At 53.3% G+C, this 19344-nt stretch carries 15 protein-coding genes; 3 read left to right on the forward strand and 12 right to left on the reverse strand.

Annotated features, from left to right (window positions below; translation table 11 throughout):
• Positions 1 to 55: 55 nt before the first annotated feature.
• The 3 genes from AC2IAX_RS10160 to AC2IAX_RS10170 all read right to left on the reverse strand — a co-directional run bounded on the left by AC2IAX_RS10160 (position 56) and on the right by AC2IAX_RS10170 (position 8457).
• Positions 56 to 5458 carry a trifunctional serine/threonine-protein kinase/ATP-binding protein/sensor histidine kinase gene (locus AC2IAX_RS10160; protein ID WP_494387408.1) on the reverse strand — a complete coding sequence of 1801 codons (5403 nt, stop codon included), beginning with the start codon at positions 5456 to 5458 and terminating at the stop codon, positions 56 to 58.
• A 359-nt stretch (positions 5459 to 5817) separates the two neighbouring features.
• Positions 5818 to 7923 carry a hydroxysqualene dehydroxylase gene (locus AC2IAX_RS10165; RefSeq protein WP_494387409.1) on the reverse strand — a complete coding sequence of 702 codons (2106 nt, stop codon included), beginning with the start codon at positions 7921 to 7923 and terminating at the stop codon, positions 5818 to 5820.
• A 252-nt stretch (positions 7924 to 8175) separates the two neighbouring features.
• Positions 8176 to 8457 carry a hypothetical protein gene (locus AC2IAX_RS10170; RefSeq protein ID WP_494387410.1) on the reverse strand — a complete coding sequence of 94 codons (282 nt, stop codon included), beginning with the start codon at positions 8455 to 8457 and terminating at the stop codon, positions 8176 to 8178.
• A 385-nt stretch (positions 8458 to 8842) separates the two neighbouring features.
• On the opposite strand from AC2IAX_RS10170, the gene AC2IAX_RS10175 reads away from it, so the two are divergent.
• Positions 8843 to 11101 (forward strand): pentapeptide repeat-containing protein, encoded by a 2259-nt coding sequence (locus tag AC2IAX_RS10175; protein ID WP_494387411.1) that lies wholly within the window; start codon positions 8843 to 8845, stop codon positions 11099 to 11101.
• A 149-nt stretch (positions 11102 to 11250) separates the two neighbouring features.
• Here the strand turns inward: AC2IAX_RS10175 and AC2IAX_RS10180 are convergent, their stop codons facing one another.
• Together AC2IAX_RS10180 and AC2IAX_RS10185 are read right to left on the reverse strand one after the other, a co-directional pair.
• Complete coding sequence (locus tag AC2IAX_RS10180; RefSeq protein WP_494387412.1) at positions 11251 to 11898, reverse strand: Npun_F5749 family FMN-dependent PPOX-type flavoprotein; 648 nt, start codon at positions 11896 to 11898, stop codon at positions 11251 to 11253.
• The gene (locus AC2IAX_RS10185) at positions 11895 to 12974 is read right to left on the reverse strand and encodes a DUF1565 domain-containing protein (protein ID WP_494387413.1); all 1080 of its coding nucleotides are present in this window, start codon (positions 12972 to 12974) and stop codon (positions 11895 to 11897) included. The genes AC2IAX_RS10180 and AC2IAX_RS10185 overlap by 4 nt, the downstream gene beginning before the upstream one ends.
• Before the next feature lie 174 nt (positions 12975 to 13148).
• Here AC2IAX_RS10185 and AC2IAX_RS10190 point away from each other — a divergent pair, with 174 nt between their 5' ends.
• Together AC2IAX_RS10190 and AC2IAX_RS10195 are read left to right on the forward strand one after the other, a co-directional pair.
• Complete coding sequence (locus AC2IAX_RS10190; protein ID WP_494387414.1) at positions 13149 to 13556, forward strand: hypothetical protein; 408 nt, start codon at positions 13149 to 13151, stop codon at positions 13554 to 13556.
• A 185-nt stretch (positions 13557 to 13741) separates the two neighbouring features.
• Entirely contained in the window at positions 13742 to 13963 is a 222-nt protein-coding gene (locus AC2IAX_RS10195; RefSeq protein WP_099532610.1) for a hypothetical protein, read from the forward strand.
• 184 nt (positions 13964 to 14147) lie between these two features.
• On the opposite strand, the gene AC2IAX_RS10200 is transcribed toward AC2IAX_RS10195, so the two are convergent.
• From AC2IAX_RS10200 to AC2IAX_RS10230, 7 genes are all read right to left on the reverse strand, one after another.
• Positions 14148 to 15338, reverse strand: coding sequence for a pentapeptide repeat-containing protein (locus tag AC2IAX_RS10200; RefSeq protein WP_494387415.1), 1191 nt, complete (start codon positions 15336 to 15338; stop codon positions 14148 to 14150).
• Between the two features lie 40 nt (positions 15339 to 15378).
• Positions 15379 to 15660 (reverse strand): small RNA NsiR4-regulated ssr1528 family protein, encoded by a 282-nt coding sequence (locus AC2IAX_RS10205; RefSeq protein WP_099532613.1) that lies wholly within the window; start codon positions 15658 to 15660, stop codon positions 15379 to 15381.
• 28 nt (positions 15661 to 15688) lie between these two features.
• Positions 15689 to 15823 (reverse strand): hypothetical protein, encoded by a 135-nt coding sequence (locus AC2IAX_RS10210; RefSeq protein ID WP_494387416.1) that lies wholly within the window; start codon positions 15821 to 15823, stop codon positions 15689 to 15691.
• Between the two features lie 5 nt (positions 15824 to 15828).
• On the reverse strand, positions 15829 to 16608 hold the full coding sequence (gene pyrF, locus AC2IAX_RS10215) for an orotidine-5'-phosphate decarboxylase (protein WP_494387417.1): 780 nt from the start codon (positions 16606 to 16608) through the stop codon (positions 15829 to 15831).
• 216 nt (positions 16609 to 16824) lie between these two features.
• A complete protein-coding gene (locus AC2IAX_RS10220) occupies positions 16825 to 17058 on the reverse strand; it encodes a Calvin cycle protein CP12 (RefSeq protein ID WP_494387418.1) in 234 nt (77 codons plus the stop codon).
• 664 nt (positions 17059 to 17722) lie between these two features.
• A complete protein-coding gene (locus tag AC2IAX_RS10225; RefSeq protein WP_242028006.1) occupies positions 17723 to 18115 on the reverse strand; it encodes a DUF2237 family protein in 393 nt (130 codons plus the stop codon).
• A 183-nt stretch (positions 18116 to 18298) separates the two neighbouring features.
• Positions 18299 to 18907 carry a sulfite oxidase-like oxidoreductase gene (locus AC2IAX_RS10230; RefSeq protein ID WP_494387419.1) on the reverse strand — a complete coding sequence of 203 codons (609 nt, stop codon included), beginning with the start codon at positions 18905 to 18907 and terminating at the stop codon, positions 18299 to 18301.
• Between the last annotated feature and the right edge of the window lie 437 nt (positions 18908 to 19344).

Genomic DNA, 19344 nt, shown 5'->3' on the forward strand with positions numbered 1-19344 from the left:
TTCAATTTAAAAATTCTGGCAAAGTTTCATCAAATCTGCCAAGATCATTAGCCCCTTAGGATGGGCCAGCAATGGGTAACTCAATCATTAATGTGGTTCCCTGTTGGGGTGCAGACTGACAAGATAACTGTCCCTGATGTTGTTGGGTAATGATCTGATAGCTAACCGACAACCCCAATCCTTTGCCTTCGCCCACGGGTTTTGTGGTGAAGAAGGGATCAAAGATTTTTTGTCGCACAGTGTCTTCCATACCTGGGCCATTATCGGTAATGGAAATTTGCACAGTGCGATCGCTAACTTTGCGAGTTTCAATGGAAATTTCGGGCATTGGCTGCAAGGCAAAACCGGCGGGCGATCGCAAGGCATCGATCGCATTAGTCAAAATATTCAAAAAGACCTGATTCACCATACTGGCGTAGCAATTCACCAACGGAATTTCACCATAGTTTTTTAACACGCTAATTTCTGGCTGTTGGCTTTGTACCTGTAATCGGTGTTGCAGAATCAGCAGCGTGTTGTCAATTCCTTCGTGCAGGTCTACTTGTTTTTGATCCGATTCATCCAAGCGCGAGAAATTTCGCAGTCCTAGGACAATTTGCCGAACCCGATCGACCCCATTTTGCATGGAGTGAAACAGACTGTTCAAATCTTCCTTCAAGAAATCCAGCTCCATTTCTTGCATTCTTGCCTGAACAATCGGATGAATTGCAGAGGAATGCTGCTCATGGAGTGCCAACAAATCCAGCAAGTCTAAAAAGTATGACCGGGCATGGGTAATATTTCCCATGATGAAACTAATTGGATTATTAATTTCGTGGGCAATACCCGCCACCATTTGCCCCAAGCTCGACATTTTTTCCGCTTGAATCAGTTGTGCTTGGGTTTGTTGCAGTTCTTGGAGCGTAATCTTCAACTGCTGATTTCTTTCGGTTAGCTCCTGAGTGCGAGCAGCTACTTTCTTTTCCAGATTGTTGCTGTAGTCTTCCAAGTTTCGGTAGAGACGCGCATTTTCAATGGAAATAGCCGCCTGCGCCATCAGAATTTGCAACACTTCCAGGCGATCGGGCGTGAAAGCATCGATCGCCAAATTATTCTCCAAATAGAGAACGCCCATTAACTGTCCTTGTTGAGTAATGGGCATACAAATCACCGATTGAATTTGATGGTTTGCAATGTAAGGATCATTGGTAAATAGTCCTTCGGCCATGGCATTTCCCAAAACCACTGATTCTTGAGTTCGTTGCACGTATTGAATTAGGGAAACCGGCAAAGATAAACTCGGAGATAAGGGGCAGTTCAGGGGAACATCTACGGCCGTTTGCCCTTCCACATGGCTGGTCGCTACCACCATTAACTGATTATTTTTTTGAGGATCCTTGAGTAGCAAATAGCCGGTTTGGGCTCCTGCATTTTCCAGGGTTAACCGCGTTAATTGCGTTAGCAATTGTGACAACACAATTTCCCGAGAAAGGGCTTGGGCCGCTTTAATTACGGTGTTAATGTCCAGTACCGTACTGGCGGTTGTGTGGGGATGAGTAGAGTGCTGGGTGCCCTTGGGCGGCAAGGTGGGCGATCGCCGAGGAGATAGATTTTGCAGGGGCAAAACTTTGGTCTGGAGCGCGGCGACCTTGGCTTTGGCTCCCCAGCGATCGTAAGCATGAATCGCATCCAACCAATATTGTTTCGCAATTTTGCCACGCCCGGAATCCTGATATAGCTCGGCGGCGCGCTCGGCGGCGATCGCAACTTCAGCCCAAAGACCATGGGTTTGGGCTGTGTTCATGGCGCGATCGTAATAGTCCATGGCGCAGAGGATTTCCCCTTGCCAACGGGCCGTTTCCGCCATCACCAATTCATATTTACTTTGATAGTTTTCTGGTGCGTGATTTGACCAATTTTTCAGCTTAGCAATCAAACATTCTAAGGTTGAACGTTGATCTTTTTCATCAGCATTTACATTCACATTTGAAATAGCTGAATCGCTAAATTCAGCAGTTTTTAGATAAACCAATGCGGCATAGAAAGTAAAGCCACCAGACAGCATGGAAGCCTGAGCTGCTGCTTGGTATTGAGCAGCCAAATCCACCTTGGTTTTAGCCGCTTCCCAGTCATTCATCACGTAAGCCAGAATGGTTTCGGCAAAGTAGATGAAAAAGAGCAACATTTGGTTTTCAGAGGCTTGAATCTCTAAAACCAATTGGCGGTTGATATAGCGACCTTCCAGTTGGGAAGTGGGAGCTTCCAGTGATTCCAAAGCTTCCGTTAGTTGTCGCCAGGTCATGGCTGGATATAGACCATGATCTTGTTTAATCTTCTGGAGCAATTCGATATAAAGCTGTTGCTCTCGGGCGACTTCCGTCAGGGGCATTCCCACCAGCATCATGTAGCCACAAGACCACATGGCACAGTAAGTGGCATAAACCACATCGCCCGTTTCCATTCCCATTTGAACTGTGCGCTCAAGGAATTGAATCGTGTTTTGATGCGGCTCTTTCCAATGAACCACAAAGGAATTGAAGAGCATGTGGATTTTGCATTTCAGAGCATCCGAAGGGTATTGCTCCAAAATTCGCAGGGAAATTTGTCCCGATCGATAACCCAATTCAATTTGATCTAAGGGGCCACACAATAACAATCCATACATGCCATAGGCGTAGGCGGCGAGGGCGGAATGGCCCAGCTCTAGGCACATGTTCACCATCCGAAAGACGATGAAGGGCAGCAAATCGGGTCTTGCTTGGTAAGAGGGGCCCGTAATAATAATCAGAATTTTGAGGGCCGCCAGAGCAGCGCGATCGCTCATCTCTGGGCAGTTGGCCAACTGATCTAGCTCTGGCAGCGGCTGATTCAGTTGCAACAATTGCGGATCAACCACCAAGGGATAGCCCAGCAGCTCCAAGACAGGCAAAGCTGTTTCGATCGCGCTTTGCATTTGGTTTTCAGCGATCAGAAATTGAATTTTTAGTTCATAAATTTTTGTGCGATCAAGCAGCGATTGTGATTGCTTCAAGGCAACTTCCGAGAGGGTCTGAGCTTTTTCAAATTGAGCCAGTAAATATTCAACTTCAACACTTTCGGTATAAAGACTGAATGTTAATTCATAGTCCGTTTCCCAAGCATTTTCCGGCAACAATTGACGACCCATTTCCAAGTATTCTTGGGCCGAGCTGTAGGCCGCCGCAGCCTTCGCTTTACTGCCCGCTCGATCATTGAGCCGCGCCAAGAGGAGCTGTTCCTGGGAATTGGTTATGAGGGCGGAACCCACATTCATTGCATTCACCACATCAAACAAGTAGTCATCCAGCCGATCGGGTTCAATGCTGTTGAGTAACAAACGGCCCACTGTTAGATGGATGAGTTGCTTTTCATCATCGGGAATTAACGAGTAAGCCGCTTGCTGTACGCGATCGTGCAGAAACTTGTAGGTGATGGTGATGGTTTGACAATCTTCCAAAACTTGTGGAATTTTGTAAGCCGCATTAAGCGGGATAACCAACCCTGCCTGAAGGGCTTGCCACAAATCTGCGGAAGTTTCAGCCGTAGATTTCTCATGGACAATTGCCAACATGTCCAAATCGAATTGGTTACCAATGCAGGCGGCCAGTTGCAAAGCCCGTTGCACAGAAATATCCAATTTTTGGATTTCGTGAACCATCAAATTAATCACATTTTCTGTGACTTCAATGGAAGGCAAATGCTGAAAGCTCCATTCCCATTGCCCTGTTTCAGACTCAAACCAAATCACTCCTTCAACATAGAGATATTTAAACAACTGCGTTAGGAAAAATGGATTTCCCTGGGTTTTTTGCACCAATAACTGGGCGATGGGTTCCACGCTTTTCGATGGTCGGTGCAAGGTATCGCCCACCAAGGTCAACACATGATCGAGCGTCAAGGGCTTGAGGGTAATGGTTTGCAGTTTGGCTCCCTCCGCATTGATCGTACTTAGCATCCGCAGCAGGGGATGCATGGAATCCACTTCATTGTCCCGATAGGCCCCCAACATCAGCAAATATTGCCCATCGGGATCGGTCATTAACTGTTCAATCAGCTGCAAGGAAGCCGCATCGGCCCATTGCAAATCATCTAGAAAAATGACCAGCGGTCGATCGACCTGACAAAACACATGGATGAAGGTGCGAAAGACCAAATTGAAGCGATTTTGGGCTTCGGAGGGTGGTAACTCTGGCGCTGGCGCTTGGCGACCAATAATCGATTCCAATTCGGGAATTACGTCGGTAATGATTGATCCATTGCTGCCCAAAGCTGCGGTCAATTTTGCGCGCCAAACCGAAATTTGTTCCTCCGTTTCGGTCAGCAACTGTCGCGCTAATTCGCGGAATGCTTGAATCGGAGAAGCATAGGGAACATTGCGTTGAAATTGGTCAAACTTGCCGCTAATGAAGTACCCACGCTGACGGGCGATCGGCTTATGCACCTCATTCACCAAAGCCGATTTACCGATGCCGGAATAGCCCGCCACCAGCACCATTTCCGTATTTCCCGCACTGACGCGATCGAACACAGCCAAAAGCTGTTGCACTTCCACTTCCCGCCCGTAGAGCTTCTGGGGAATGCAGAACGTGCCGCACTGATCACGTTCCGCCAGGGGAAACGGGGCGATCGAACCAGACCGTTGCCACTGGCTCAGGCATTCCTCCAAGTCTCGCTGAATGCCATAGGCGCTTTGGTAGCGTTCTTCCGCCGTTTTGGCCATCAGCTTCAAAATCACTGCCGACACTTGAGGCGGAATTTGGACATTGAGGTAATGAGGCGGAATGGGTGACTTTGCAATATGGCAATGTACCAATTCCATGGGATCGCTGGATTGGAAAGGAAGCTGACCCGTTAATAACTCATAGAGCGTGACACCCAAAGAATAAAAATCGGTTCGATAGTCCACCGTGCGGTTCATGCGTCCCGTTTGCTCTGGCGACACATAGAGCAACGTCCCCTCCAAAAGATTGGGACTACTGAGGATCGGATGTTCCTTGGAAAGGCGAGAGGCGATCGAAAAGTCTGTTAGCTTTAATTGCCGAACCTTAGGTTCAAAGATTAGATTATGTGGCTTAATATCCTTGTGAATAATTTGGCAGTTATGCAACCGTCCTAAAATTGCCGCCAACTGACAACCAATCCATAGAATATCACCCAGTGAAAGCGATTGATTTTGGAGGCAAGAGATCAAGTCACACCCTCCAAAGTCTTCAAGAATTAAAAAGGGTTTTCCCTGAATTTCATCAAGTCCATAGGCTTCCACAACCCCTTCTAGATTTAAATTTCTGAGCACTTCATACTCATGTTGAAGCTTAGCCAAATCAGCCCGATTGGGATAATCAGAGGCCACCGTTTTTAAGATGACCGGCTTTTGCTCTGGTTGTTTCACTGCCCGATAGACAATCGTCCGTTCGGTTGTTGAAAGAACCTCTGAAATTTGATACTGAGCGAACATGTCCATAGCAATTTAGTGGCAGCGCAATTTACAAACAAAACCAGAATCAGAGCAGGGGCAAAATCGAAATATAATCAATCTTGAAGGCTGTAAGTCAACCCTGAATCTAGATTCACATGAATTTGTAATTATTGCTTGACTTTGCTAAATTGTCATGTTTTTACTAAATTTTCGCTCTTATTCTCAAAATCAATTAATTTCGGCTTACCAACTAAAGACCTGCCCACTGAAGCGATTGGCTATGTCGAATTTAGATTGGTCATCAATGTTCAAACTAGATGTTATGGCATCGGTCACGATTAGACATTAGTAAAGTGATATTAACATCAAATCGTGATCGATGACTATTCCCTCGAAGGCAAACGCTAGCTAAACCAACGGTTTATTAATTGCCATAGGGCAATAAAGGGAAAAAATAGCCGCAAATACCAAGGTGAAACCTTTCCGTTCCAGGGCAGTCCCCGCTTGTAGCGCAAATAGTCTGACCAACGACGAACTGCAAACACAATTGGCTCCCTTAATTCCCAAATTTTGCAATAGGGAGCCTTGACTTGATAAGCATCAATGATGGCGTTCACTGCCCGGCGAGCTGCTTCATTGGCTCCTTCCATGGTTGCCAAGTCCGTGTTGGTGCGCACATAGTCTGAGGCCAAGAAAAAGTTGGGAATCTTGGTATGGGCTTCCGGACGCAGCACCCAAGTATTCACCAGATTGACCAGCAAGGGTTCACCGTTAACATTGGCGTTAGGGTCACCAATGCGGCTCTTGTAGAGCAGTCTTTCTCGTCCCAATCGTTCATGAAAACGCTGGGATAGCTGTGAGGACTCCAGGTGCAGTTTCTCGTTAGGCACTGGCAGTGGAATCGGCCCCACAAATCCCTTCGCCACTAGCGCATTCACCGCCAACCGGGCTTGGCTTTGATCCACATTGAGATACTCAGCAATCTCCTCCAAGGTAACTTCGCGGTTCTGGTGATGAATCCACAAAAATAGATCCTTGAAAAAGTCAGGTAATGCACCATTCAAGACTTCATCGAGTTTTTCAGGATCGGTTGCTAAGTCACAGCAGTTGTGAACAATATCGGGATCCAAAAACCAGCTATGAAGATCCTCATCTTTCAGGAGCGGTTTCCCCTTTTCCTTCAAGGAGCGCTTCATTTGCTCCCACACTTCTTCCTTAATCTCCTCGGGGTTACAAATTTGGGCTGGTTTGGGAATTTTCAGCCCCAACGTACCGTTGATTGCGCCCACTTCATCGGTGTTTGGGTTGATGAAGTAACCCCAGTTGGAGGGGATGGCGGAGATGATGCCTCGGACTTGCCCATCGCCAAATTGTTCAACGGGAAATTCTGGCCAAAACTTGGTTTGGGAAATGGACGTTAAGGCCCAAGGGGAATCCACATACAACACGTGGCCATGGGTGACGGGCACATCTCGGTTGAGATAGTACTGAATACCGTTCATCCAGGCGGTGCTGGTTGCCAGGCGCTTGAGGTTGGCGAAGGTGGGGTCGCCTTGAATCAGGTCATCGGAGATCAGTCCAGCGATAATTTCTGCGGGCAGGGCAGCAATGTAAACATCACCCGTGACAAAGCGATCGACCTTGGTTTCTAAGTCAGTGACGATCGCCCCTGAAATCTTGGTGTTGCCTTGGGCATCCCGTTCCGTTTGGATGGAACGCAGGCGGCTGGAAAAATGATATTCCACACCCCGGGCCTTGAGGTATTTTAGCCAGGGATCAATCCAAACATCATTGGTCGGGCCATTCAAGACGCGATCGGCGCTGCTGTTGCTGGGATCTACAATGCCCAACAAAAGCTGCAAGAAGATATCGCCCATGGTCTTGGTACTGGCCAATTCAGCCCGGGAAGCCACGAGCGAGGTGGTCAGGCCGCGGGCCAGTAAATTTTGATAGGCGATCGACTTGTTTTGGGCATCCAAATAATCCCACCAGCCAATTTTTTCATATTCTCCCAGACGGCGTTCTGGACAGGAGGTTAGGAGTTGGAAAACGCGTTCAGCAAAGAACTCCAATTCACCGGGCAAGAGGTCAGCGGTAGCCCCTTGCAGCAAAGCCCGAAAAATGAGGATCAGGTCTCCTAGGCTTTGGGGAAAGCGATCGGGCAGGATAATGAGGTTTTTGTGATCCTCATATTGCGCCAATGCTAACCGAGTGGTGTCCACCAAATTGTCAAAAACCCTGCGCAATTTTCCACCCTGAGGAGGCTGGTAAGGAATGCGCTTCATGGTGTCGGTCACATGCCGATAAAAGCTGGGAAAGAAGCGAAACCCATGCTCACCCGGCAGGGGCTGTTTGCCTGGGGCGGCGCTGTCTGGCACTTTGATGCTGCGCGCCTTTCCGCCCGCAATGCTTTTGAGTTCATACACTTCAACGGCAAAACCCCGCTCAACTAACTCATGGGCGGCGCTCATTCCGGCAATACCACCACCGAGGATGACAACTTTCACCATGCTAAAGCTTCCTTAAGATGCCTAAGAGCCAACAAGTTTGCTGGGTTTGATTTGGGTTCCCCTGTATCGAATTGTTCCCAATCTGATACATAATCATGCCAAACTTCACTTGGGCTACGATCCCGAATGTTTCCCATCTGTGGACTGTTGTCCATTAAATCTATAGTGCTTTCTCTTTCCGGAGATCGCAAGAGAGGATAAGGGGTAATTAATGAAAAAAATGGTCGATGATTCAAGACAGTTCGCTTCAAGCTAGAGTGGTCTGAAACGGTCATTCAAATACTTTTTCATTAAATGTGAATTTAAAAGGTGATTGAATTTAACTTGATTTTTACCTTGAATTATTAAATGGGCAGTTTCTGTAAATTTACGGATCTTTTTGTATTGAGAACTACAAAAAATACGGGTTAGCGCTGGATCATTGATCAGTTGATTGATCGCCCTGTCCGATCGAACAACAGTGAAAAAAGGCCCCTGAACTCGTAAAGCAGCAAAAATCGGTGAAATTGGGCGATCGGCTCCCAAGACCGCCATTGGGCAACTAGGCCCGAGCAGAAAGCAAGGTGAGCAGTCACATTTCACCCACAAGCATTTCACCGATCCCGCCGCTCTCGGTCAGCCACCTTAGGCGCAAAAGCCTTCATTAGCAGCAGTTTGAGAACTTGACTTGGGGGCTTGCGCACTGAAATTTTCATTGACCTAAGGGCCAGCCTTTCAACCCTTGAGTTACTTGAGTACCAATGGGGTTGTGGCATGATGGGTAGGCCCCATTTCGGTCATGGGTTGCGCCCAAAGCTGCGTTCCAGGCTGGCAACGCCCAAAGCCTGATGCGGCCCCAGGAAGGGCTGTGCCTCGCCTAAGGTTCGAGTAGTCTGGTTTTGTCCTCCCCATGACCTTGGCCGTCATCAGGAATCGCCGCATGGTTAGCCCGCCGACTGCTCCGAACGACAATCCCGACTTTAATCCCGACTTTGGCTCCACCTTCGCCCCGGAAGGGAGCGATCGCCCCAAGCGGCGATCGCTTCTGTGGCGGCGGATGGGGGCTTGGGCGGTGGAAGTGGCGCTGATTGCGGCCAGCGGGGGCTTGCCCTTTGCGATCGGGCAAGCGGCTCGCACGGCCTTGGAGGGGCCACCCGTTCCGCTGAATCCGGTGCTGGCCAGTGTGGAGGATGCGGCCGCCAAAACCTTTGCCATTCCGCCACACTTGCGCCCCACGGCCGTGGCTCCGATGACCAATCTCTTTTGGTCTGGGGCCTTGGTGTTGCCGGTGGCCCTGGGCGGCTTACAACTTTTTTTACTGGCTACCACGGGCAAAACGTCGCCGAAGGCCTGGTTTGGTTTGCAATTAACGGATGAGCAAGGGCGCGCTCCTGGTTTGGGGCGGGTGTTGTTGCGAGAAGGGGTGGGCCGCTGGGGTTTGCCGCTGGGAACGGCCTATGGCGTGTGGCGGGCCAGCGGGGCCTATCCAGATTTGTCGATTTTGCTGGGTTTGGCGGTGGTGGGGCTGGCGGTGGAGTCCGGAACGGCGCTGTTGGATCCCCAGCGGCGGCCCTGGCGCGATCGATTGGCCAAGACACGGGTTGTGGATTTACGAGACCCGGAAGGCTGGGTGGAACCGGGGATGGCGGCCATGGAACCGGGGCCGATCGAGCCGGCCACCATGGGCCGATCGCTCCTGGTTAATGATCGATCGGGCAGTGGTTCGCTCACGGAGCGATCGGCAGCGCGGCTGACCCTGAATCATCCTAGTGGCCAGGAAACCACGAATTTGATCCTTTCCCCGATCGGGGCCCGGGGGCTGTGGGGTTGGGTGCGCCAAAATCCCGGTACGGCGATTGTGGTGGTGGGATCGCTCGGTTTGGTGCTGGTGTTGGGAACCTTTGCGGCTACTCAAATCTATGCCCAAGATCAGGTCGATCGACGGGCGGCCCAAGCCCAGAAGAAGGAACTGCTGCTGGATTTGGTGGCGAAATATAGCCAAAACGCCCCTGACCAACGACGGGGTTCCGTGTTGGCCCTGGGGGCCGTGCAGGATCCAAATCCGGAAATTGTGCTGCTGCTGAATTTGTTGGGCCAAGAGGAATCCCCACAGCTCATTGAAGCCCTGCAACAGTCGATCACCAGCGCCGGGCCGGCCGCCTTGCCCTATCTGCAACGGTTAAACCAAACCCTCAAGACCGATGCCGATAGTTTGGCGGCGGGGCCCAACACCGGAGAGGCCACCCGAGCAGCCCTGCGGTTGCGGGCCACCCAACGGGCGATCGCCAAATTGCTGCGGTTGCGATCGGGGGCTGATGGGGCGATCGACCTCAGCCGCGTGGATTTGGGCCAGTCCAATTCGCCCAACGCTCAATTTTCTCTGGTGCTCGATCGCGCTGATCTTTCGGGACTCAAACTCCGCAGCGCCGTGCTCACCGGGGCCAACCTGCGCGGCTCCGTTTTTCGATCGGCCGGGCCCGACGGCCGCTGGAACACCTTTGACGATGCCCTCACCGATCTCTCAGGAGCCGACTTGCGCGGAGCCGACCTGACCGGCGCGTCCTTAATTACCGGTCAACTGGAGCGCACCAGCCTGGTTGCGGCCGCCCTGAATGGCACCAATCTGACCAGTGCGCGTTTAATTGGAGCCAACCTCAGCCAAGCCAAATTACTGGGAGCAAATCTGGAAGCGGCCAACCTCGATGGAGCCAGCCTCACGGGGGCCGATCTCGGGGATGCCAAGCTGAACCAAGCCAGTTTGCATGGAGCCAAGCTGGGTCAAGCTCGGGCCGTGGGAGCCAGCTTGGCCCAAGCCGACCTCACCGAAGCCAGTTGGCGCGGGGGCGATCTATCCACCGCTGATTTAAACCGGGCCAACTTGCGGAATGCCGACCTGAGCGCCACCCGCCTGATCGGAGCCAACCTGCAAGGGGCACAACTGCAAAATGCCCAATTACAAGGCACCGATTTTTCCCAGGCCGATTTACGCGGGGCCCTGTTTGAGGGAGCCAACCTGAAAGGCGCGATCTTTGCCCCAACCAACACAGCCCCGGCCGGTGGGTTTGTGGGCCGCACCGACGGCGAAAAGCCCTCGGCCCTGGTGAAGGGCGCAGACTTCAGCCAAGCCAAGAATTTGGATCCCCGCCAGTTGGCCTATCTCTGCACCCAAGGGGCCATTCACCCCCAATGTCCCCAATAGATGGCAGCCACCGCCCTAAGAGGATGTCTGAGAAGTATCTTTCAGTACGGGCTAAACATTAATTGTCGTGGGAGCAAGGGGCTTAAGCCCCTTGTCTACATCGATCCCTGGGGCGTACAGAGTAGCAATTTTGGCTTTTCAGACATCCTCTAAGGGTTGAGGGCGTGGGTTTGCCAACCGTCGGGGGTGCGATCGAACCCGGTGCGATTTTGCGGCTCCCCCTTCAGCTCCAGCCAATCCACCCGCTCAGGGATGAGCCACAACAGCACAAAGGTCTCCAGCGGCGCGATCGGATCCGGCGGCGGCGGCGCAAAGGCGGCCGGATCAACCGTGCGATCGCCCCGAGGCTCGGGCCAGGCAAACTGCAACCGGGCCGCATCCGAGAGGTTTTGCCACAGGTGCGATCGCTCGGCCTGCTCCGTGGGGTCGGGCGTGGTGGACAGCACCGCCCGCAAGGTTCCGGCAATCCGAAATTGTTCGCGCGTTTTGGGAAAGTACCAACAGGCTTCCGCGCGGGGATTTGCAGCTAGTTGCGGCATCTTTTCGCTGCGGCTGTCCGTGATCACCGTGAGCCAATCCGTGCGATCGCGAAATCCCCGAAAGACCACCGTTCGGTTCGCAGGACTGCCATCGGGGCGCACCGTGGCCAGTTGCAAATAGCGGGCATAGATCAGCGATCGGTTACGGTGCAAGGCCCGCGACAGGGGCGATCGCCAAGGAGCCAAATTAGGGGATATGGGCGCTGGAGAATCTAAAAGTTGGGAATCTGAGATTTGGGAATCTGAAGTTGGGATCATGGTCGATGAAACGAGAGGATAGGGGCGATCGGGCGGAATCCTGGGGCGATCGATTGCGATTCCCCGAAACCACCCCAAGACAGCAGCACCGATCCCATCACCCGCGATCGATCTAACTCATTGCCCACCGCCGAAACCGTCGTTCCCTTGGTGGCGTTATAGATTGCGTAGCGACCATTATTCAGAATGCGATTCTCGCCGGGACTGAAGGCCGTGCCCAAATCCGGCTGGGCGCGATCAATCATCACCAACCCATCGTTACTGTTGCCTTCAATTTGGTTACGGCGCAGCAGCGGTTGGGCCTGATTAGAAATCACCACCCCGTCTCGGTTTTGGGTAATTTGGTTGTCTTGAATCACCGGGCTGGCATTGCCCCCGATCGCCAGACCAAACCCCGTTGCCTGAAACCGGTTTTCGCGCACAATCCCCCCCGCGTCACGGGTGATGGACAGGCCATTGCCGCCATTGTTTTGGAACCAATTGCGCAGAATTTGCGGTTGGGCCCGCCCCGTCACGAAAATGCCGTCGCGATGGTTGTTCAAAAGGCGATTGTTGGCGATCACGGGCGTGGCTCCGTCGCTTTCCACCCAAATGCCCGTACCGCGTGGCACCGGATTGCTGACCGTGACCCCCAACACTGACCCGCTCCCCGTCAGGGCGATCGCCACGGCCTGTTGCGAGAAACTGCGACTGCTGAAGCCGCCGGCCCCTTGAATGACCACCGCTTGGCCCTGGCCGTCCAGATCGCCGCTGAGGGTCACCCCATCGGGCACACGCAGGGGAAACTGCTCGCCTAATTCCGCACTGTAGCGGCCCGGAGCCAGACGAATGGTGACCCCATTGCTGTATTGGCTCGCATGGTCAAGGGCGCTGGTGATGGTGCGGAAGCTGCCGCGGCCCGATCGAGCGGCCGCATCATTGCCTTGGGGATCCACCGTTAACACCACGCTGGAACGGGCAGGCGACTGAAGCGGGCCGCCTACTGTCCCGATCGCCCCGACCAACAGCCCCAGCCCGATCGCCCGAACAGCCCGACCCGGCCAGTAACGGGAAAAATGGTGCAATAGCAGACCCATGAGATCACGCTCTGACGGAAACTAGGCTGCATTCTAAGCTGAATTGCGGGGCGATCGAGCCGGTCAGCCCAGCGGATGCGGTAGGATGGCAACACCAACTTTGTTGCAATTCCGTTACAAAACCCCGCCTCGATCGCTCGATTTAACGGCCCTTCAAACCCTGCCCTGCAAACCATGATCTACAGCAGTCCCCACAGCACGCAATTCGTTCTGGTTACCCTGTTCTTTGCCCTGGCCTTTGGGCAAATTTTTAAGAACATGCTGGAATTTCAGGTGAACCGCTGGTATGAAAACCGCCGCACCCAGCCCACCGTGGAATATAAAAAGCCCCAAATGCGCATCGCCTACTTGGGTTTGGCGGTGTTCACCTTTTTGTGCATGGGCGAAAGCCTGAAGGTTTTGGGATTTTTTACCCTGTTGGCCTATGGGGTGAGCCTGTTGGTGGTGGTTCCCACGGCGATCTTCATTTGGCTGCAAATGGGATCGATGTTTAGCCTGATGGTGAAGGGGGGTTCCGCCGCGATCGACATTGAATCGAATTATGGTCTGTCGGCAGAACAGATCAAGATGAAGAATCAATAGCTTGAATTTAGGCCGCTCCATGGGTTCGATCGCCCGATCGATTGCGGCCCAAATTCCTCGGGTCTTGATTCCAATCCCCCGATCGATCAAGATTTGCCCTAATCAGATTCCCGAGCACCGAATCAAAGAGCACAAGCTCCATCAAAAAAGTACAAACAAAAAGCACAAAAGCGCAAAACAAACCGATGAGTAAAAAGTGGACTTGGTATATCAAAGCCCAAGCGGGTGTGTTGCTGTTTCCCTTGGGTCTTTGTTTATTTGGGGAAGCGGTAACACGCCGCATTAACGGCGATTCTTGGTTTTGGTGGGGCACGATCGCCCTGGCGGTGATTAATGCCGGTGTGGGGTTGATGATTGAAAGCGGCCTGATTGGTGGCTTTCCCCGCGACCAAAAACCCAATGAATAAATGAATAATTGGGGTCAAACCAATCAAAATAATCTGTGATCCCGCCATTGGGTGATCCAGAAATTCGCCCCTTAAACCAACCATTGACCGAACGAGGCGATCGCCCAATCAGCGCGATCGCCCATGGAAATTGACCAGATTGATCGACCCGTTTGATCAATCGGCTAGCGGGTTGATCAACGGCCTATTGCACCCAGCCGATCGCCCCAGACAAGTCAGCCCCACGGGTCACGGCTCCGTCTAAGGTGGCTCCGGTGAAATTGGTGTTGCGGGTCACGATGCTTCGTAAGTCCGCCTGGGCCAAGTAGGCGCGATCGAGCCGAGCATCGGTGAGCACAGCCCCTTGCATCACGGCCCCTCCCATCTTGGCCTGTTGCAGATTCGTGCCAATCAGGCGCGCTTGCCGAAACACCGCCAAGCTGAGACCCGCCCGCTGGAGATTGGCCTTGCTGAAGTCAGCTTGGGTGAAGTCGGCTCCCGTGGCGATCGCGCTGCGGAGGTTCGTTTCCAAAAACCGCGCCCCCACCGCCTTCACACTGCTGAGGTTGGCTTCTTCCAAGTTGGTTTGCCGCAGGCCCGCCCCCAACAACAGAGCATTGGCAAAGTTGGCTTGAAACCCGTCCGCGCCGCCCAGCTTGGCTTGGGAGAGATTGGCCCCTTCAAAATTAGCCATCACCAGGTTTGCCCCCAGTAGGGTAGCTCCTGTCAGGCTTGATCGCACCAACTTACTCGATCGCAACTGAGCATCGGACAAATCCGCCCCATCCAACTGGGCAAACCGCAGATCAGCCCCCTGCAAGTTCGCTTCCTTTAGGCGACTGGCCACCAACAGGCTCTGCACCAAACTGGCGCGGGTCAGGGTTGCGCCTCGAAAGTTCGCTTCCCGCAGGCGAGCCTTATCCAACACCGCTTCCGTGAGGTTAGCCCGCTGGAACTTGGCCCCACGCATCCGCGCATCGGTCAGGGTGGCCCCGCTCAAATTCGCATCCCGAAACTGGGCTTCCTGGCCGGCAATGCCATCGAGCCGGGCCCCGCGCAGGTTCGCCCCGTTCAAAACCGCTGCCGTCAGTGTGGCTCGCTGTAAGTCAACGCCCCGCAAGTCCAAGCCGCTCAGATCAACCCCAGACAGGTCACACTCAACGCAGGCACGGGTGGTTTGCAACCGTTGCAAGGGGGTGAGCGGGTTGCTGGGGGCCGCCGCCAAGGGCTGGGCCCCCAAGCCCAAACCCAGCCCGATCGCCCCAAAAATCAGGCCTGATCGCCCCAGTGATGGGACGGCTGCCCTAATTCGCTGGGTCAACGCCGCGGAGCCAGCCGTTGTAACAAGGGGCTTAAGCCCCTTGCTGCCTAACGGTCTGGTAACGATAACCGTCATTTGATTTGACCTATCAAAATACGCTTGCTGTGCAACTAGGCTATTTGCCGCCGTAGTAAAACGCAATTTCCTTCTCCTTGAGCGGGGTCAGGTCAGCATCCAGCAACATTTGATTTAATTCCGCTTGGGCAAAGTGCTTAGCCCCAATCCGCACAATTCGCGATCGCATGGTGTTGGTCACGCCGCTGCGTTGGCGCTGGGCTTCAATGGCCATCACCTTGCGATAGAGTTCCAGACGCGCGGCCGGGATCGGCGTTCCGTCAAAATCAATCCCCTGCTCGATCGCCACATCGATCGCGTCTGCTCCAGTCGTTTGCGCCATGGTTTGACCAAATCCTTTTGATTGAATCCTAGGGAATAAAAATGCAGTGGCCAATGAATGCGATCGCCACCGCCATCGCAAAGGGCAATTGCAAAAAACGCAATAGCAATAGGATGACATCAACCGCGATCGAACCGCTCACCCGCCTTGGGCGAAATTGCATCGGGTCTAGCGGCTGGCGACCTCAGCCACCAGCCGCTCCCAAGCTGCCACCGGATCCGCCGCCGCCGTCACCGGTCGGCCCACCACCAAATAACTGGCTCCGGCCGCGAAAGCCTCGGCAGGCGTGAGGGTGCGCTGTTGATCGCCGGATGCGGCCCAAGCCGGCCGCACCCCAGGACAAACCAACAGAAAGTCAGAGCCATAGTGCGATCGCAAGGTCGTTGCCTCCTGGGGAGAACAAACGGCCCCCGCCAAACCAGCCGTTTTCGCCAATTGCGCCAAATGGGCGGTGTAGTCAGCCACGCTCGCAGACACCTGCAAATCGGCCGCCAAGCACTCGGGGCCAATGCTGGTGAGCAGGGTCACGGCAATCAGTTGGGGCGGCGTAACGCCCGCTTCGGCAGCCCCTGCGATCGCCGCCGTTTGGGCCGCTTCCAAGGCCGTCAGCCCCGCAGCCCCATGCACCGTCAACAAATCCACGCCATAACGCCCCACGGCCCGGGCCGCCCCAGCCATGGTGTTGGGAATGTCATGGAGCTTCAGATCCAGAAAAACCCGCTTTTGTCGCTGCTTCAATTCCTGTACGATCGCGGGGCCCGCACTGATGAACAGCTCCAAACCCACTTTCCAGAACGACACCTCCGGCAAGCGATCGACCCAAGCGATCGCCGCCTCATAGGTAGACACATCCAGCGCCACAATTACTCGATCGCCACTCACGGTTTTGTCCTCGATCGGCCCCATGGGCCCAAAAAGCAAAAACAGGATAACGCTTTGACTGCGCATCCTGTTGCTGCGGCCCTGGGGCCAGATTTCAAACGAGAGCGAAAAAACCAAAACCTGCACGTCGGCCCGCAGGCCGAGTCAGAAATCAGCACTCATGTGAGTGATTCGCCAGTGGCCGAACGCCCCAAATCATGAATCTTCAGGTGATCAGTCTTGGGATTTTGAATGGGGGTTCGGCTGCCAAACTTTTGCTAGATGACCGAGAAGCACTATGGCTTAGTCGTCGTAGAGACGGCATTCAGCCGCATCTGGGTTGTCATCGCAATACTTTTCAAAGGAATTCTTTTCAGGATGCCCTTCTTTTTGATGCGATGCTTCGGCTTGCAGTTCTTCCAGTGCATCCCAAGCAGCCGCACATTCAGGCGAGTGAACTCCGTTCGTGCTGCACGCTTCGCGTGCAGCCTGCCGTTCTTCTTCGATTTGTTCGTGGATGTTGGTGTTGTCAGACACTTGACGATGGCCCTCCCAATAAAAGCCGAGTCCGTCCGAATAGTTTGGCAAAAATATTCGCGATCGCGCCGCGAGTTTGCCAGAAAGTTTCGATCGGCTCTGGTGTCGTCGTTGGAACGACTCGATCGAGTCTTGGCGAAATGCCAAGGGTTAGGTTTGTTGCAACAGGGGCCCATCAGCCAGCACAACCGAGCGTTAAGCCTGCACAGCAAACGCAGCGCAGATTCGGTGAACAAGCCTCAAGGGTGTAGAGGACGAGTCTGGAACCGGGTAAGGTTCTCAGTCCCAAGGCTCACTCCCAATTCCATTGCTACTTGAGCCAAGCTAGGACGATCGCCTCATGCAGTGTTTTGCTGCGTTGGTGTATCGCTAGGGTGTTTGCCAAGCAGGTTGCTGACCTGCTTCTACTGTACCCTGACCTGCTCTGACAATCTAGCGAAGAATTGTGGGAAAACCGTACTGCACAGCCCTGAAAACGACGGCTAGCCTTGCCTTACAGCCCTTGGGAGTGATTACTCACCCTTGGTCTTTTGCAATGAGTCGCAATCAACCGAAATGCTATAGATTACGGGGATCACACCTAACTGGTCTAATTCGCCCAATTTGTCTAAGTTATTTATATTTAACTGGCCTGATTTGTTTATATTTAACTGGCCTGATTCGGTTAACTGGCCTGATTTGGCTGAGTCCCATCTGAGCTGGCCTCGGGCGATCGGGACAAGGCATGGCGCTTTAAGGCCTCTAGGGGCACAATTCGCAGGGCCGCCTCATGGGTTGCTTGCAAATCCACAGGCGGAGCCGCCCCGGCCGCCACGGCCTCTAGCCACCGACTGGCGCATAGACACCACCGATCGCCCGGTTTCAGCCCCGGAAAATCAGCCCAAGGCAGCGGAGTGCTCAGATCATTGCCGCGCGATCGGGTGAATTCCAAAAATGCTGCCGTCACCTGGGCACAAACCGTATGGGATCCCCGATCAAGCGGCCCCGTTTCGCAACAGCCCGTGCGATAGAACCCCGTGATCGGATTTTGGCCACAGAGCGCCAGCGGCCCGCCCAAAACGTTTTTTGGCCCCTGGTCAGGGTTCTGTGATGGATCAGTTCGATCGCCAGTGGTGAAAGGTTGTTGTTTTGGCTCTGGCCCTGGTTTTGGTTCCTGCTCGTGCTTTCGCCCGGTATCTTCGGTATTCATGACGGGATTAATTGCGGGAGTTGCACCCATATCCGTATTCAGGATTTCAGGTTAAAGGAACAGACCACGCCCGGCGTACCGTTCCTCCGCCCAGGGTTCACCGCGCTTGTGGTAACCATTGCGTTCCCAAAAACCCAGGGCTTCGTGATCCAAAAATTCCAAGCCCTTCAGCCACTTGCCGCTTTTCCAAGCATATAAATGGGGAACCACCAACCGCAGCGGCCCGCCATGATCCGGGGGCAAAGGTTCGCCAAACAACGTATGCGCAAAGAAGTTTTCCTCGCGCAGGAAATCCTCGATCGCCAAGTTAGTGGTGTAGTCCCCATAGCAGTGCTGCATCACATGCACTGCCTTCGGATCCAGATCGATCGACCGCATAAAGTCCGTCACCTTCACCCCGCGCCACTGCACATCCAGCTTGGACCAGCGGGTAACGCAGTGAAAATCCGCCGTGAAGTCCGACTGGGGCATGGCCATCAGGTCATGCCAACGAAGCTTGACCGGCTGGGCACAACCCCAAACCTCCAGTTCCCAATCCTCTAGGTGAATGTCCGGTGTATCGCCATAGGTCAGCACCGGAAACCCCGTGGCTAAGTATTGACCCGGCGGCACGCGATCGCCCTGATTGGGTTCTGGTTTTTGAAAAAACTTGCCTAGCATAGTCGCAGCACCGGGTAGAGACTGACTGAGAAAACACTTGCTTAAGTTTGCTGGCTTGAAATCTGATCGGAGAGTTGCCTGAGAGAATGTCTGAGAAGTGTCTTTCAGTACGGGCCAGTGTCGTGGGGGCAAGGGGCTTAAGCCCCTTGTCTGCGTCGATTATCGGGGCATACCGAGTAGCAAGTTTGGCTTTTCAGACATCCTCTGAGTCGTCTTGTTTTAACGTTCCTGTTTTGATTTTAAAGCGCTCTCAGAATTTCTGATTCCGATGTGGTTCGATGTTGACGACTGGATTAATCTTAAACAGTCTTGAACAGAGATAATGAGTCAGGAATTGTATAAATAATGAATCAAGTAATTAATCTGATTTAGTACCCGCGCTGACCCAAACTCAGGTAACTGGGCTAGGCAAAACAGGCGGGGCGATCGAGGGCGGT

The organism is Limnothrix sp. HT2024, assembly GCF_059138625.1.